The organism is Kribbella amoyensis, from assembly GCF_007828865.1.
Classification (GTDB): Bacteria; Actinomycetota; Actinomycetes; order Propionibacteriales; family Kribbellaceae; genus Kribbella; species Kribbella amoyensis.
This window is the reverse complement of sequence record NZ_VIVK01000003.1, coordinates 282,215-296,021: the sequence shown is the minus strand read 5'-3', so window position 1 is coordinate 296,021 and position 13,807 is coordinate 282,215. Positions and strand designations below refer to the sequence as shown.

The following is a 13,807-nucleotide window of genomic DNA, read 5'->3' as shown; positions in this document are numbered from 1 at the left end:
TTCCGGGGGTGGACCTAGCACCACTCTTTCGCGCACGTCGGCCAGGTGCGGGTGGATCTGCGGGAGGATGGCCGCATGACCGACGACCGCGAGCAGCTGCCGCCGGGTCTCGCGCTGTCCTGGGGCGTGTACCCGGTGCAGCGACGCGGCCCGAAGCCGGCGCTGAGCGTGGAGCGGATCGTCGCCACCGGGATCGAGTTCGGCGACTCGCAGGGGTTCGAGGCGATCTCGCTGCAGAAGATCGCCGCCCAGCTCGGTGTCTCGACTAACGCGATGTACCGGTACCTCAGCTCGAAGGAGGAACTGCTCGTCCTGGTCCGCGACGCCGCCTGGGGTCCACCGCCGGTGCTGCCCGGGACCGGCTGGCGGATCGATGCGACCGCCTGGGTACACGCCCAGCTCGACCGGTACGCCGAGCGCCCGTGGTTGCTCGACGTGCCCATCCGCGGCGCCCCGGTGACGCCGAACCTGCTCGGCTGGGCCGAGGCGATGCTGCAAGGGCTGGACGGGACCGGTCTCAACCACCACGACAACCTCGGCTGCGTCCTCCTGCTCGACGGGTTCGTCCGCAGCCACGCGACCTTGATGCGCCACCTGGTGACGAGCGACGCGATCCCGGTCCAGGCCGAGCAGGTCGGGCAGTTCCTGGTCCCACGGTTGATGGCCGGGCCGTACCCGATGCTGGTGAAGCTCTACACCGGCCAGGAGTACGAGGACGAGGTGGACGACGACCTCGAGTTCGGCCTGACCCGGGTGCTGGACGGGATCCAGGTCCTGATCGACCGGGTCTCCACCTGATCAGCTGGGCAGCGTGATCCGTACCGGGCCGGCTGCACGAGCCGCGACCCACTGAAGGTGGAACTCGCTGCCCGGGGCGACCTCGGGACGTCGGTGCGGCTCGGTCCGCAGGTTGACCGGCGCGGCCAGCGTGCTCGCCTCGACCGGCTGGACGCCGTTCGCGCGGACGTCGGCGATCACCTCGGCCAGGGCGGACGCGGCCGGCTTGCGCTGGTGGTCCACGGTGAACAAGCCCAGGTCGTACTCGCGGTCCGGGAAGTCGAGCAGCCGCCGGTCGATGTCGTGCGACGACCACCAGGTGACACCCCAGAGCTTCGGGTTCGGCAGGACCAGCTCGACCGTGCGCCGGGTGAACTCGGCCTGCAGGTCGGCCGGGATGTCCGGCCCGGGGACGCCGATCTCCTGCAGCCAGACCGGCCGCTGCGGGTCGACCGACGTCGCGGCGGCAAGCTCGACCAGGTAGTCGGCGTGTGTGAGGGTCGCCGGACCGAGCGGCCCGTCCACTCGGGAGACCCCGTTGAAAACCCACGAGTGGACGGTGCTCAGGTCCCCCAGATCGACCGCGTCGACCGGGAGGAACGGGTGGTCCGCCTGGTACCAGGCGTCGTCGAAGACCGAGTGCAGCGCGAGCACGTCGGGCGCGGCCTTGCGGATCGCGGCCAGCAGGTCCTGGGCCCAGCTCGTCGACGCCTCGGGCGTGGTCGGGCTGTCCGGCCAGAGGTTGTTCACCTCGTTCCCGAGGGTGATCGCGAAGACGTTCGGCTTCGTCGCGACCGCACCCGCCACCGCCTGGACGTACGCCTTGAGGCCGGCGCGGACCGTGCTGTCCTCGAACAGGCTCGCCTTGTGCCAGGTCAGCACCCAGGACGGCAGGAAGTCGAAGCTGGACAGGTGGCCCTGGACCAGGTCGACCGCGACGGACAGGCCGTGCTCGGCGGCCGCGTCGACGGTGTCCAGCAGGTCGGCGATCGCGCGCTCCCGGACGATCGCGCGGTTCGGCTGGATCCACGGCCAGATCGGGAACACCCGGACGTGGTCGAGCCCGAGCCCGGCCAGGTCGGCGAAGTCGCGGCGGACGGCGGCGGGGTCGTAGTCGAGCCAGCTGTAGAACCAGCCGGCCGACGGGACGTAGTTCGCGCCGAACCGGGGCGTGGCGGGATCCGAGGGCATGACGACGATGCTAAATCGGTTTATGTACGGACAGCAACTAGGCCTTGTCCTGGAGCGGGGGAGCGGTGGACTCGCGGACCGTCAGGACCGGGTCCGCGGTCCGCCGATTGACCACGTTGGCCGGGTCGGCGATCACCTCGAGCAGCACGTCGGCGGCCTGCCGGCCGAAGTCGAAGGTGTCCCGGGACAGCGCGGTCAGCGCCGGGTGCATCAGCTGGGTCAGGATCGAGTCGTCGAACGCCACGATCGACAGCTCGCTCGGCACCTTGACGCCCATCTCCATCGCGACGCCGAGCCCGGCCACCGCCATCACGTCGCTGTCGTAGACGATCGCGGTCGGCCGGTCGGGCTGGGACAGCAGCTTGCGGGTGATCGCGGCGCCCTCGGCGTCACTGAAGTCGGTGGTCAGCGACGGGCCGTCCAGCAGGCCGAGCCGGGGCGCGGCGTCCTTGAGGGCGCGGATCCGGCGCTGGGTGTGCTGGAAGTCCGGCGTCCCGGCGACGTGCGCGATCCGCCGGTGGCCGAGCGCGGCCAGGTACTCCACGATCGACAGCATCGCGTCCCGGTCGTCCGCCCAGACCGAGGGCAGTGCGCCTTTGCCGCCGCGGCCGCCGATCACCACCGCGGGCAGCTCGAGCGTCTTCAGCGCCTCGATCCGCGGGTCCTTCACGGTCAGGTCGACCATGATCACGCCGTCGACCCGGTGCTCCGAGGCCCACCGCCGGTACACCTCGATCTCGGCCGCGGTGTCCTCGACGATCAGCAGCTGGAGCGAGATCGAGTGCGCCGACAGCCCGGACTGCAGGCCGGAGACCAGGTGCGCGAAGAACGGCTCGACGCCGAGCGTGCGGGCCGGCCGGGCGATCACCAGGCCGACCGAGTCCACCCGGGACGCGCCGAGCGCCCGGGCCGCGCTGTGCGGCCGCCAGCTCATCTGCTCGGCGATCGCCAGGATCCGCGCCCGGGTCGCCTCGCTCACGCCGGGCCGCCCGTTCAGCGCGAAGGACACGGCGCCCTTCGAGACCCCGGCCCGGTCCGCGATGTCCGCGATCGTCGGTCTTGCCATCGCCGAGCACCTCCTGGTCGATCCCCACCCTTGACAGCGGATTCTACGATGTGGATAGTGCAGGAGCTATACCGGTTTATCACCATCAGGAGATTCCATGCGTAGTCGTCGTCTGACCGGGGTGGCAGCTCTTGCCGTCGCGGCCCTCTCGCTGGCCGGCTGCGGCCTCGGTGCGTCCGAGGAATCCGCCGGCGCCAAGCCCACCGTGGACGCGAACGCCCAGATCACCGGCGAGGTCAGCTTCCAGACCTGGGCGCTGAAGCCGAAGTTCACCTCCTACGTGGAGGGCGTGATCAAGGCGTTCGAGGCGAAGTACCCGGGGACCAAGGTCACCTGGCTGGACCAGCCCGGTGACGGCTACGACAAGAAGGTGCTCAGCCAGGCCTCGGCCGGCCAGCTGCCCGACGTGACCAACCTGCCGCCCGAGTTCGCGCTGCCGCTGGCCAAGCAGGGCCTGCTGCTCGACGTGGCCTCGGCCGACCCGGCGGTCAAGACCGACTACGTCGAGGGCGGCGTCACGGCGTACCAGTACCAGGGCGTCGACGGGACGTTCGGCTACCCGTGGTACCTGAACACCGACATCGACTACTGGAACTCGGCGAAGTTCGCCGCGGTCGGGCTGGACGCGAAGAACCCGCCGAAGACCTTCGACGAGCTGCTCGCCGCCGCGAAGGTGATGCACGACAAGTCGAACGGCCAGGAGTACCTGATGAGCCGGCTGCCCGGGATCGGTGACTTCACCAACGCGGGCGTGAAGATCGTCAGCGACGACGGCAAGAAGTTCACCTTCAACACCCCCGAGGCCGTCGCGCTGCTGGACAAGTACCGCGAGGCGTACAAGAACGGGTACCTGCCGCGCGACATCCTGACCCAGGAGTACCTGGGCAACTCCAAGCTCTTCACCCAGAGCAAGGTGGCGTGGACCACCGGGGGCGGTAACGCGATCGTGGACTTCCAGAAGGACAACCCGTCGCTCAAGGGCAAGGTGGTCCCGTCGCCCGCGCTGGACACCCCGCCGCTGTACGTGCAGGGGCTGTCGGTCTCGGCGAAGAGCAAGAACCAGGCCGCCGCGATCGCGCTGGCCAAGTTCGTCACGAACGCGGAGAACCAGGCCGCGTTCGCCAAGATCGTCAACATCTTCCCCAGTACCAAGGCGTCCGCGAACGACCCGTATTTCTCCAAGAGCGACGGCACCGTGGAGAGTGACGCGAAGGTGCTGGCGTTCGAGTCGCTGGCCAAGGCGAAGTCGCTGCAGCCGGCCGTGATCAGCGGTGGGACCAACGACTTCATCAACCAGCAGATCTCGCTCGCGATCGCCGGCAAGGTGACCTCGCAACAGGCCCTCGACGCCGCGGTGGCGAAGGCCGACCAGCTGCTGGCGCAGTAAGGCGATGCGCTACCACCGGTGGTTCTCTCCCTGGGTGCTGGTCGTGCCGGCGCTCGCCTGGTTGCTGGTGTTCAACCTGTGGCCGTCGATCAACACCGTCATCCTGTCGTTCACCAACGCCAAGCCGCTCGGCGGTGGGACCTTCGTCGGGCTGAAGAACTTCGAGGCCCTGCTGCACGACGAGCAGCTGCGCTACGCGTTGCTGAACAGCGTCATCTACATGGTCGTCTGCCTGCCGCTGCTGACGATTCTGCCGTTGGCGCTGGCGGTCCTGGTGGAGAAGAAGCTGCCCGGGATCACCTTCTTCCGGACCGCCTTCTACACCCCGGTGGTGGCGTCGGCCGTGGTCGTCGCGCTGATCTGGCAGTGGATCCTCGACGACCGCGGCCTGGTCAACGGCCTGGCCGAGAAGCTCGGCGTGATCTCCGGGCCGCTGCCGTTCCTGTCCGACCAGTGGCTGCTGCTGTTCAGCGCGATCAGCCTGACCGTCTGGAAGGGCCTCGGCTACTACATGATCATCTACCTGGCCGCGCTCGGGAACGTCGGCCGTGAGCTGCACGAGGCGGCCGCGGTCGACGGGGCGAGCGCGTTCCGGCGGTTCACCAACATCACCATCCCGGGGGTCCGCGGCACGATGATCCTGATCTCCATCCTGATCTCGGTGTCGGCCCTGCGGGTCTTCTCCGAGCTCTTCATCCTCAGCGGCGGCAACGGTGGCCCAGGTGGCCGCGACTCCTCCGTGGTGATGCTGATCCAGCAGTACAGCCAGGGTTTCGAGGGCAACCTCGGGTACGCCTCCGCGCTGTCGATCGTGCTGTTCTTCGTCACCGTGGTCCCGATGCTGGCGCTGGCCCGGCTGAACCGGAAGGCGGCGGACGCATGACCGTGGTGACCGACCCCGCGCGGCCCCTCGACGTACCGGGGTCGTCCGGTCCGGCCCCGACGCGGCCGCGCCGGGGTTCGTACAGCTTCAACCGGATCTCGCCGCAGGAGAAGGTGCTCCGGTACGTCCTGCTGGTGCTCGTCCTGCTGATCACGATCGGGCCGTTCCTGTGGCAGCTGTCCACGTCGCTGAAGGCATCCGGCGAGGACATCTACACCCGGATCCCGCGGCTGCTGCCGAGTCAGCCGACGTTCTCGCACTACGGCGAGGTGGCGAACACGATCCCGGTCTGGGACTACGCGCGGAACTCGCTGTTCGTCGCGGTCCTCGTGGTCGGCGGCAATATCGTCGGTGCGTCGCTGGCCGGGTTCGCGTTGTCGCGGCTGCAGTTCAAGGGCCGGCGGATCGTGCTCGGGTTGTTCCTCGCCACGCTGGTCCTGCCGGGTGAGGTCACGATCATCTCCCAGTACGTGACGGTCCGGGAGTTCGGGCTGGCGAACACGTTGTTCGGGGTCGCGCTGCCCGGGATGATCGGGGCGCTGAACGTGCTGCTGATGTTCAACGCGTTCCGGTCGTTGCCGATCGAGGTGGACCAGGCGGCGATCGTGGACGGCGCGAACGTCTGGCAACGGTTCGTCCACATCGGTCTGCCGAGTGTCCGCGGCACGATCAGCGTGGTGGCGATCTTCGCCTTCATCGGCGCCTGGGACGACTTCCTCTGGCCGCTGATCGTGCTGACCGACCCGGACAAGTACACCCTGACGGTCGGGTTGCAGTACCTGTCCGGCACCTTCAGCAACAACCCCCGGCTGATCGCCGCGGGCACGATGATCGCGTTCGTGCCGATCGTGATCGTGTTCGCGACCTTGCAGCGGTTCTTCTTCAAAGGCGTGGAGGAGGGCGCCGTCAAGGGGTGACCGCAGTACTTGTTCGACCATCCCATCCGCCCTTGTAGGACTGGTTCGAAGGAGTTCAACGATGTTGCGTAAGGCAATGACCTTGCTGCTGGCGGCCGTGCTGGGCGCGGCCGTCCTCACTCCTGGCGCGGCTGCCGCGCCTTCGCGGGATACGGCTGACAGCAAGCGGGTCGTCGTGTACTACCAGACGCAGTACGTCAACGGTAGCTACGTGTCGCCGAAGCCGCTGACCGACAACAACACCGGCGTCACCGATGTCCTGGTCGGCGCGATCCACCTGAACGGCGACGGCACTACCCACCTCAACGACCACCCGCCGTCGGACCCACGGTTCACCCAGATGTGGACGGACCTGCACGCGATGCAGGCCCAGGGCGTCCGCGTCTCCGCCTTCGTGGGCGGCGCGGCGCAGGGCTCGTTCCAGCGGCTCGACACCGAGTTCGACACGTACTACCCACGGCTGAAGAACCTCGTCACGACATACGGGCTGGACGGGCTCGACCTGGACGTCGAGGAGCCCATGTCCCAGGCCGGCATCAACCGGCTGATCGACCAGCTCACGACCGACTTCGGCACCGGCTTCGTCGTCACCCTGGCCCCGGTCGCGACCGCGCTGAGCGGCGGCGGCAACCTGTCCGGGTTCGACTACGAGACCCTCGAGCGGGACCGCGGCGCCAAGATCGACTGGTACAACGCGCAGTTCTACTGCGGCTGGGGCTCGATGGCGAACACCACCGGGTACGACGCCATCATCAACCGCGGCGCCTTCCCCCCGGCCAAGGTCGTCACCGGCGTCGTCACCAACTCCGCGAACTGCAGCGGCTACGTCCCACTCACGACGCTGAAGAAGACCCTCGGCCACCTGGTCGCGAAGTACCCGACCTTCGGCGGCGTCGACGGCTGGGAGTACTTCAACTCCGACCCAGGCGGCACCGCAGCCCCCTGGCAATGGGCCCGCGAAATGACGTCAGCGATGTCGGCCGCGCGCCGGTAAGCAGCACCTGGGCGGCTGGGTTCGACCGAGCCGCCCAGGTACGACCAGGTTCTACGCCGATCCGTTCAGGGTGGGGAACGCCTGCCGGAGTTCGCCGAGGAGTACGTGCTCGCGGCCGCGGCCGAAGGTCTCGAGCGCTTTCCACAGTGTGTCGAGCACGGTTCGCAGGGGATCGTCCTGGAACGCCGCATTGATCGCCCAGCCCGCCGTGCCCTGCTGCGAGATGCTGTCGTGCTGGCCGTCCAGGGTCGTGATCGCCGTCATCGGTACGTCTGGATCGTCCATCATCCGCTGGAGCGCGACCTGCAGGTTGTCGAAGGGCGGCGGTGGTGCCTCGCCACCCTCCAGCGCAGGCATCACAGGCGCGATCCACTCCACCTCGGCGAGTTGCGCTTCGGCCAGCGTTCGCCGAAGCACCCACCCCGTCACCACGCGCTGTCCCGCCTCGCTGAGATCGTCCAGCTCGTGGGCGAGCAGCGGATCGAGTCGTGAGAGTTGGCGTCCGACCCAACCGTTCTCGAGGAGCCGCTCGCTGGGTAGCCGGCCACCCCAGATCTCCTTCAGCCCTTCGATGCTCTCCTGCTCCAGCGCGCGCTCTCGCTCCAACTGGGCGAGGCGCCGCCGCTCGGCTCGCTCCTCCGGCGTCGGGCTGTCCCTGGCGGTCTTGTGCCAGTAGGCGGCGACCTGAGTGGTCTGCTTCACCACCCGATCCGGGCTGGGCTCCGCCGGCCAGAACTGCAGCAGGTACGAGTCGAGCAACGCCTCGTCCTCCAGCAAGGTGAGGTCGTTGGCCTGCTGCATCCCCCGGCCGGCGTACCGGACCCGGTAGCTGCGCGTGTCGACTGCGAGCGGCCACCGGCCTTCGCCACCCCAGTACTCCAGTACTGTCGCGGCCCGCGGGTGGAACGACGCCTCGACGATCTCCTCCCAGCTGTCGTCGAGCGGCGGCTCCTGCTCGTGGAGTTCGACTTCGAAACCGACCGAACCCGTGTGCAATCCGGTCCGCAGGAACACCAGCCCAGGCACGGCGACGCCGCACAACCCGTTCTGCTGACCGTCGAAGCAGCCGTCCATGTCCGGTAGGTCCGGACCGCTGAGAACATAGATCTGTCCGTAGTGGACCTCCGCCGGACCACTCATCAACGTGATCACTCGTCACCCCCAGGTCGACATCGCGACGTAGTCCATCACGACCGTCCGACAGTTAGCCCGTGCTCGTACCGATTGAGCTAGGCGGAGGCTGTGGCAGGGTGGGGGGATGTCTTCGGGTGTTGCTGTGCGTCACCGGCGGATTCTTGTGGGTGGGGTCGAGGTCTTCTACCGGGAAGCCGGGCCCGTTGATGGGCCTGTTCTTCTGTTGCCGCACGGTTATCCCGGGTCTTCTTTCGTGTACCGGGGGTTGATGCCGGCTCTGGGGGATCGGTGGCGGACCGTGGCGCCGGATCTGCCGGGGTTCGGGTACAGCTCGACGCCGCCGGTGGGGGAGTTCGGGTACACGTTCGACGCGTACGCGGGGTTTCTGTCCGATTTCGTGGACGCGATGGGGCTGGATCGGTACGCGATCTGGTTGCACGACTACGGCTCGCAGTTCGGGTTCCGGCTCGCGCTGGCGGCTCCGGAGCGGGTGCGTGGCCTGATCATCCAGAACGGGGACATCTACGACGACGCGTTCGGGCCGAAGTACGGCAAGTTGCAAGAGCTGTGGGACAACCCGGGGCCGGACGCGCGCAGGGCGTACGCCGAACACGTCAGCCTGGAGGGGTTCCGGGACGAGTTCGCGGGCGAGCTGCCGGACGACGTCGCCGATCGGATCAGCCCGGACCTGTGGACGTTGCACTGGACGCTGATGTCGACCCCGCAGCGGCGGGCGAACCTGGTCCGCCTGCTCGAGGACCAGCCGTCGACCCTGGACTGGATGCCGCGCGAACGGGCGTACCTGCGCGACCACCGGCCGCCGACACTGATCGTCTGGGGGCCCCACGACGGGTACATGCCCGAGCCATCGGCCCGCGCGTACCACCGGGACCTGCCGGACGCCGACCTGCATCTGCTCGGCGGCGGTCATTGGCTGCTCGAGACCCACCTGGACGAGGTCGTCCCCCTGGTCCGCGACTTCCTGGACGGCCTCGACAGCCCTGTGCGGTGACTGCGCCCGCTACTGCCGATCGGGGACCAGGCGGAGCGTGGTGGTGCGGGCATGGTCGGCGACCATCGGGTTCACCACGTTGGCCGGATAGCGGGCGTACTTGTCGAGATAGGCGGCGTCGAGGCGATCGTTGAGGTCGACGTCCGGCTCCGGGATGAACGCGATGTCGATGTCGATCCCGGCCGCCCGGAAGTGGCCCTGCGCTGTCCGGCACGCGCTCTTGTACCAGTCCCCGTCCGCGCCGCGAACCGACCGGACGTACAGGTCGTCCCCGTCCCGCACGACCCAAACCCGTCTCGGCTTACTCATCGACCCGTCCCGCCGCCGAGGCGCGATCCGGATCTCGTCCCCGGCATTCACAGCCTCGAGCTCCCCACTGGACCACCTGTTCATACCCCACCCCCGGAACCGAAATCCCCTCAACAGCAGGGTTCCCGCCCACCCCAAAGAAGTCCATGCCCCCAGCCCGCCCGAAAGGCGCCCGGCCGGCCAGGGCCGACCGGGGCGCGGCCCGTCCGGCCAGAGCCAGTCAGAACGCGGCCCGTCCGGCCACTGCGTCCAGGAAGCCGGGACCATGAACACGACGTGCCCTGTCCCAGGTCCCCAGTTCCTGTTCAAGCCCCCCGCCCGAGCCGGCCGGTTGCTCGACTTTGTGCGCCGACCGGCCAGAGCGCGGCTGCGGTACTGGCTGGGCCGCGCACAAAGAAGGCTGAGTACGTGGTGTGTGGGGCGGACAGCCGGTGGGTGGGCCGAAAGCTGCCGGCCACACACTGCGTCCAGGTGACCGGCACCGTGAACACCACGTGGCCTGTGCCAGGTCCCCAGTTCTTGTTCAACCCCGCCCTCGCCCCGCCCCGCTCTACCCCTACCCCTCCGCCTTACCCCCGCCCCGCCCTCGCCTCACCCGCGCTCGCCTCGGCCGCAGCCGGGCGGTAGCTCGACTTTGTGCGCTGGCCGGTCAGAGCGTGGGCGCGGTACTGGCTGGGCCGCGCACAAAGTGCCCGTGCGGGGTGGGGAGGGGTGTCGGCGAGGGCGCTGGAGGTGGTGGCGGGGGCGCGGGTGGAGTTGTGTGAGGGCTGGGCGGCTGCTTGGTGGAAACTATTCGTCGCTATCGGCGAATTTGTTTCCACCTTGCAGCGCGGGCGCGCCCTCAGCCCCGGCCGCCCTCAGCCCGGCCAGTCGCGCGGTCACCCGGCGGGATGCCTCGTCCCAGACCGGCCGGTAACCGAGCAGCCGGCCTCAGCCAGACCGGGTGGCACCGGGTGGCGCCGGCCGGCGGTGGTCAGCGGCGGGAGGCTGTGGGGTGGACTGGGCCGGTGTACTTCTCGCCGGGGCCTTGGCCTGGGTCGTCGGGGATGGTGCTGGCTTCCTTGAAGGCGAGTTGGAGGGTGCGGAGGCCGTCGCGGAGGGGGGCGGCGTGGTGGTGGCCGAGGGTTTGGGCGGAGGCGTCGAGGAGGCCGGCCAGGGCGGTGATGAGGGAGCGGGCCTCGTCCAGGTCGAGGTGGTCGGGGAGGTCCTCGGCCAGGCCGAGGTTGACCGCGGCGGCGCTCATCAGGTGGAGGGCGGCGGTCGAGATGATCTCCACGCTCGGGACCTCGGCGATGTCACGGGACACCGTGGACAGCGGATCCGGGGTCCGCGCCGCCTCGGTCTCGGTACCGGTCTCAGCGCCGGTCTCAGCGCCGGTCTCAGCGCCGGTCTCGGTACCGGTGTCAGGGCCGGTCTCGGCGCTGGTCTCGGGGCCGGTGCTGGGGTGGTTCTCGCTCGGGTCGGGCGGAGTGGAGACTTGGTCGTTCATGCTGTTACTCTTGCACGGCGACCGATCTGGTCCGGCGGTGGGTTCTGGGTGGAATACCCGGTGGCTCCCGGTGGTTCAGGTCTAAGCGGAGGGCCACCTCCCACCCAGTCGATGGACAGTCGGCGGGTCCCGGTCACACCGAAGTCTTCCCGGCCGCACGGCCGGTGGACTGAGGTATCGTACGGCGGATCTCCCGGAGACGGGCGGTACGGCCGTCGATCTGGGAATTGGGCCTTCGTGTGGATCGCACGGAGGCCTTTGTCGTTCTCGGCGGAGTTCACCGGGCATCCACGAGGTGGCACCAAGAACGAACAACCCAGGAGGACCCATCACCATTGAACTGCGCGTCAACGAGCGCATCCGCGTTCCCGAGGTGCGACTGGTCGGACCGAACGGTGAGCAGGTAGGCATCGTCCGGATCGAGGACGCACTGCGGTTGGCCCAGGAAGCCGATCTGGACCTGGTCGAGGTTGCGGCCACGGCCCGCCCGCCGGTGTGCAAGCTGATGGATTTCGGCAAGTACAAGTACGAGACCGCGCAGAAGGCGCGCGAGTCCCGCCGGAACCAGACGAACACCGTCATCAAAGAGATGAAGCTGCGGCCGAAGATCGACCCGCACGACTACGAGACCAAGAAGGGTCACGTCGTTCGGTTCCTGCGGGCCGGGGACAAGGTGAAGATCACCATCATGTTCCGTGGTCGTGAGCAGTCCCGTCCGGAGCTCGGGTTCCGGCTGCTGCAGCGGCTGGCCGAGGACGTCAGCGAGCTCGGCTTCGTCGAGTCGTCGCCGCGTCAGGACGGCCGGAACATGATCATGGTGCTCGGACCGCACAAGAAGAAGTCCGAGGCGCGCGTGGACGTGGAAGCGGACAAGGCGAAGCGGCAGGCCGAACGTGAGGCCGACCAGCAGGCCGAGCGCGCCGAGCGGGCCGAGCAGGCCCAGGCGCACGAGGCCGAGCGCGCGACCCGCAAGCCGAAGGGTCCGGCAGACAACCTCGACCCGGAGTGAGGTGCCGCTCCGGTCGCGAGGCCGGAGCCGCCCACCAGTCGAGTCAACGAAAGAAACCAGGAGTACATAGCCATGCCGAAGATGAAGACCCACTCGGGGATGAAGAAGCGGGTCCGGGTCACCGGGTCGGGCAAGATCCGTCGTGAGCAGACCGGGATCCGCCACCTCGCCGAGGCGAAGTCGAGCAAGCGCAAGCGGCGCCTGTCCGGCACCGTCGAGGTCGCGCCGTCGTACGCCAAGAAGGCCAAGAAGCTGCTCGGTCTCTGAGCTTCCCGGACGGCAGTACATCCCGCCCTTTCCCCGAACACCCCGCCGAGTGGACCCCCTCTTCCGGCGCAGAAATACAAGGAGTAACACCTCATGGCACGCGTGAAGCGGGCGGTCAACGCCCACAAGAAGCGCCGGGTCGTGCTCGAGCAGGCCAGCGGCTACCGCGGCCAGCGCTCGCGGCTGTACCGGAAGGCGAAGGAGCAGGTCACCCACTCGCTCGTCTACGCCTACCGTGACCGCAAGGCGCGCAAGGGCGACTTCCGCAAGCTGTGGATCCAGCGCATCAACGCGGCGGCCCGCGCCGAGGGCCTGACCTACAACCGGTTCATCCAGGGCCTGCGGCTCGCCGAGGTCGAGGTCGACCGCAAGATCCTGGCCGACCTGGCCGTCAACGACGCCGCGGCGTTCTCCGCGCTGGTCACGGTGGCCAAGGCCGCCCTGCCGGCCGACGTGAACGCCAAGAGCGACGCTGCCGCCTGACCGGCACCCGGTAACACAAGCACCAGTGGCGAGCCCGGGTCTGTTGACCGCACACTCCGTGCGGGTGAAGCAGGCCCGCAGGCTCGCCACTCGTGCGTTCCGGCGCAAGACCGGCCGGTTCCTCGTCGAGGGCCCGCAGGCGGTCCGCGAAGCCCTCGAACACCGCGAACTCGTCGTCGAGGTGTACGCCGAACCCGACGTCGCCACCCGGCACCGCGACCTGCGGGACCTCACCGACGTCGCGGGCGTCCCGTGGTACGAGGTGAACCGGGCCGCGATCGAAGCGCTGAGCGAGACCGTCACCTCCCAGGGCGTGGTCGCCGTCTGCTCACTCGTCGACGTCCCGTTGGAGGAGGCGGTACGCCCCGGCGCGCGCCTCGTCGCGGTCGGCTTCCAGGTCCGCGACCCCGGCAACGCCGGCACCCTGATCCGGACGGCGGACGCGGCCGGCGCGGACGCGGTCGTGCTGTCCGCGGAGTCGGTGGACCCGCACAATCCGAAGGCGGTCCGGGCCAGCGTCGGCAGCATCTTCCACGTCCCGATCGCCACCGAGGTCGAGATCACCGCGGCCGCGAAGGCGTGGCGCGAACAGGGTTTCCAGGTCCTCGCCGCCGACGGCTACGGAGCGGCCGACCTGGACGAGTGCATCGCCGACGGCACCCTGACCCGGCCGACCGTGTGGCTGTTCGGCAACGAGGCGCACGGCCTGCCCGACGGGATCGACGCGATCGTCGACCGGTCCGTCAAGGTCCCGATCTACGGCCGCGCCGAAAGCCTCAACCTCGCCACCGCGGCCGCCGTCTGCCTCTACGCCTCCGCCCGCGCCCAACGCCAAGCCTGAACCCAGGCCAACGCCAAGCCCGAGCGCCGAGCCCCAACCCCAAAGCCC

General features: G+C 69.0%; 15 protein-coding genes. 10 read left to right on the top strand and 5 right to left on the bottom strand.

What is annotated here, in order from left to right; translation table 11 throughout:
- The first annotated feature begins 75 nt into the window (after nucleotides 1-75).
- Nucleotides 76-798, top strand: a complete 723-nt coding sequence (locus FB561_RS35350; RefSeq protein WP_145814433.1) for a TetR/AcrR family transcriptional regulator — start codon at nucleotides 76-78, stop codon at nucleotides 796-798.
- Here FB561_RS35350 and FB561_RS35345 read toward each other — a convergent pair whose 3' ends face one another.
- Both FB561_RS35345 and FB561_RS35340 read right to left on the bottom strand, forming a co-directional pair.
- Nucleotides 799-1,968: a glycoside hydrolase 5 family protein gene (locus tag FB561_RS35345; RefSeq protein ID WP_145814432.1), complete on the bottom strand. Its 1,170-nt coding sequence runs from the start codon at nucleotides 1,966-1,968 to the stop codon at nucleotides 799-801.
- Between the two features lie 37 nt (nucleotides 1,969-2,005).
- Nucleotides 2,006-3,034, bottom strand: coding sequence for a LacI family DNA-binding transcriptional regulator (locus FB561_RS35340; protein WP_145814431.1), 1,029 nt, complete (start codon nucleotides 3,032-3,034; stop codon nucleotides 2,006-2,008).
- 97 nt (nucleotides 3,035-3,131) lie between these two features.
- On the opposite strand from FB561_RS35340, the gene FB561_RS35335 reads away from it, so the two are divergent.
- From FB561_RS35335 to FB561_RS35320, 4 genes are all read left to right on the top strand, one after another.
- Nucleotides 3,132-4,421 (top strand): ABC transporter substrate-binding protein, encoded by a 1,290-nt coding sequence (locus FB561_RS35335; RefSeq protein WP_145814430.1) that lies wholly within the window; start codon nucleotides 3,132-3,134, stop codon nucleotides 4,419-4,421.
- A 4-nt stretch (nucleotides 4,422-4,425) separates the two neighbouring features.
- The gene (locus FB561_RS35330; RefSeq protein ID WP_145814429.1) at nucleotides 4,426-5,304 is read left to right on the top strand and encodes a carbohydrate ABC transporter permease; all 879 of its coding nucleotides are present in this window, start codon (nucleotides 4,426-4,428) and stop codon (nucleotides 5,302-5,304) included.
- Nucleotides 5,301-6,221: a carbohydrate ABC transporter permease gene (locus tag FB561_RS35325; RefSeq protein WP_145814428.1), complete on the top strand. Its 921-nt coding sequence runs from the start codon at nucleotides 5,301-5,303 to the stop codon at nucleotides 6,219-6,221. The genes FB561_RS35330 and FB561_RS35325 overlap by 4 nt, the downstream gene beginning before the upstream one ends.
- Nucleotides 6,222-6,282: 61 nt before the next feature.
- Nucleotides 6,283-7,215: a glycosyl hydrolase family 18 protein gene (locus tag FB561_RS35320; RefSeq protein WP_145814427.1), complete on the top strand. Its 933-nt coding sequence runs from the start codon at nucleotides 6,283-6,285 to the stop codon at nucleotides 7,213-7,215.
- 51 nt (nucleotides 7,216-7,266) lie between these two features.
- Here FB561_RS35320 and FB561_RS35315 read toward each other — a convergent pair whose 3' ends face one another.
- Nucleotides 7,267-8,355 carry a hypothetical protein gene (locus FB561_RS35315; protein WP_145814426.1) on the bottom strand — a complete coding sequence of 363 codons (1,089 nt, stop codon included), beginning with the start codon at nucleotides 8,353-8,355 and terminating at the stop codon, nucleotides 7,267-7,269.
- Between the two features lie 118 nt (nucleotides 8,356-8,473).
- Here FB561_RS35315 and FB561_RS35310 point away from each other — a divergent pair, with 118 nt between their 5' ends.
- A complete protein-coding gene (locus FB561_RS35310) occupies nucleotides 8,474-9,361 on the top strand; it encodes an alpha/beta fold hydrolase (RefSeq protein ID WP_145814425.1) in 888 nt (295 codons plus the stop codon).
- Between the two features lie 9 nt (nucleotides 9,362-9,370).
- Here FB561_RS35310 and FB561_RS35305 read toward each other — a convergent pair whose 3' ends face one another.
- Nucleotides 9,371-9,754 (bottom strand): DUF2255 family protein, encoded by a 384-nt coding sequence (locus FB561_RS35305; RefSeq protein WP_145814424.1) that lies wholly within the window; start codon nucleotides 9,752-9,754, stop codon nucleotides 9,371-9,373.
- A gap of 889 nt (nucleotides 9,755-10,643) precedes the next feature.
- Nucleotides 10,644-11,159 (bottom strand): DUF1844 domain-containing protein, encoded by a 516-nt coding sequence (locus FB561_RS35300; protein WP_238335315.1) that lies wholly within the window; start codon nucleotides 11,157-11,159, stop codon nucleotides 10,644-10,646.
- Between the two features lie 295 nt (nucleotides 11,160-11,454).
- Here FB561_RS35300 and infC point away from each other — a divergent pair, with 295 nt between their 5' ends.
- The 4 genes from infC to FB561_RS35275 all read left to right on the top strand — a co-directional run bounded on the left by infC (nucleotide 11,455) and on the right by FB561_RS35275 (nucleotide 13,759).
- A complete protein-coding gene (infC, locus tag FB561_RS35290) occupies nucleotides 11,455-12,168 on the top strand; it encodes a translation initiation factor IF-3 (RefSeq protein WP_145814423.1) in 714 nt (237 codons plus the stop codon).
- 72 nt (nucleotides 12,169-12,240) lie between these two features.
- Nucleotides 12,241-12,435, top strand: a complete 195-nt coding sequence (gene rpmI / locus FB561_RS35285) for a 50S ribosomal protein L35 (RefSeq protein ID WP_145814422.1) — start codon at nucleotides 12,241-12,243, stop codon at nucleotides 12,433-12,435.
- A 93-nt stretch (nucleotides 12,436-12,528) separates the two neighbouring features.
- Nucleotides 12,529-12,918 carry a 50S ribosomal protein L20 gene (gene rplT / locus FB561_RS35280; RefSeq protein WP_145814421.1) on the top strand — a complete coding sequence of 130 codons (390 nt, stop codon included), beginning with the start codon at nucleotides 12,529-12,531 and terminating at the stop codon, nucleotides 12,916-12,918.
- Nucleotides 12,919-12,943: 25 nt separating this feature from the next.
- Entirely contained in the window at nucleotides 12,944-13,759 is an 816-nt protein-coding gene (locus FB561_RS35275; RefSeq protein ID WP_145814420.1) for a TrmH family RNA methyltransferase, read from the top strand.
- The last annotated feature ends 48 nt before the right edge of the window (nucleotides 13,760-13,807 follow it).

What these genes read in the sequence shown, in the direction of transcription:
- FB561_RS35350 (WP_145814433.1), top strand. Translation starts at nt 76, where the DNA reads ATGACCGACGACCGCGAGCAGCTGCCGCCGGGTCTCGCGCTGTCCTGG.
- FB561_RS35345 (WP_145814432.1), bottom strand. Translation starts at nt 1,968, where the DNA reads ATGCCCTCGGATCCCGCCACGCCCCGGTTCGGCGCGAACTACGTCCCG.
- FB561_RS35340 (WP_145814431.1), bottom strand. Translation starts at nt 3,034, where the DNA reads ATGGCAAGACCGACGATCGCGGACATCGCGGACCGGGCCGGGGTCTCG.
- FB561_RS35335 (WP_145814430.1), top strand. Translation starts at nt 3,132, where the DNA reads ATGCGTAGTCGTCGTCTGACCGGGGTGGCAGCTCTTGCCGTCGCGGCC.
- FB561_RS35330 (WP_145814429.1), top strand. Translation starts at nt 4,426, where the DNA reads ATGCGCTACCACCGGTGGTTCTCTCCCTGGGTGCTGGTCGTGCCGGCG.
- FB561_RS35325 (WP_145814428.1), top strand. Translation starts at nt 5,301, where the DNA reads ATGACCGTGGTGACCGACCCCGCGCGGCCCCTCGACGTACCGGGGTCG.
- FB561_RS35320 (WP_145814427.1), top strand. Translation starts at nt 6,283, where the DNA reads ATGTTGCGTAAGGCAATGACCTTGCTGCTGGCGGCCGTGCTGGGCGCG.
- FB561_RS35315 (WP_145814426.1), bottom strand. Translation starts at nt 8,355, where the DNA reads ATGAGTGGTCCGGCGGAGGTCCACTACGGACAGATCTATGTTCTCAGC.
- FB561_RS35310 (WP_145814425.1), top strand. Translation starts at nt 8,474, where the DNA reads ATGTCTTCGGGTGTTGCTGTGCGTCACCGGCGGATTCTTGTGGGTGGG.
- FB561_RS35305 (WP_145814424.1), bottom strand. Translation starts at nt 9,754, where the DNA reads ATGAACAGGTGGTCCAGTGGGGAGCTCGAGGCTGTGAATGCCGGGGAC.
- FB561_RS35300 (WP_238335315.1), bottom strand. Translation starts at nt 11,159, where the DNA reads ATGAACGACCAAGTCTCCACTCCGCCCGACCCGAGCGAGAACCACCCC.
- rpmI (WP_145814422.1), top strand. Translation starts at nt 12,241, where the DNA reads ATGCCGAAGATGAAGACCCACTCGGGGATGAAGAAGCGGGTCCGGGTC.
- rplT (WP_145814421.1), top strand. Translation starts at nt 12,529, where the DNA reads ATGGCACGCGTGAAGCGGGCGGTCAACGCCCACAAGAAGCGCCGGGTC.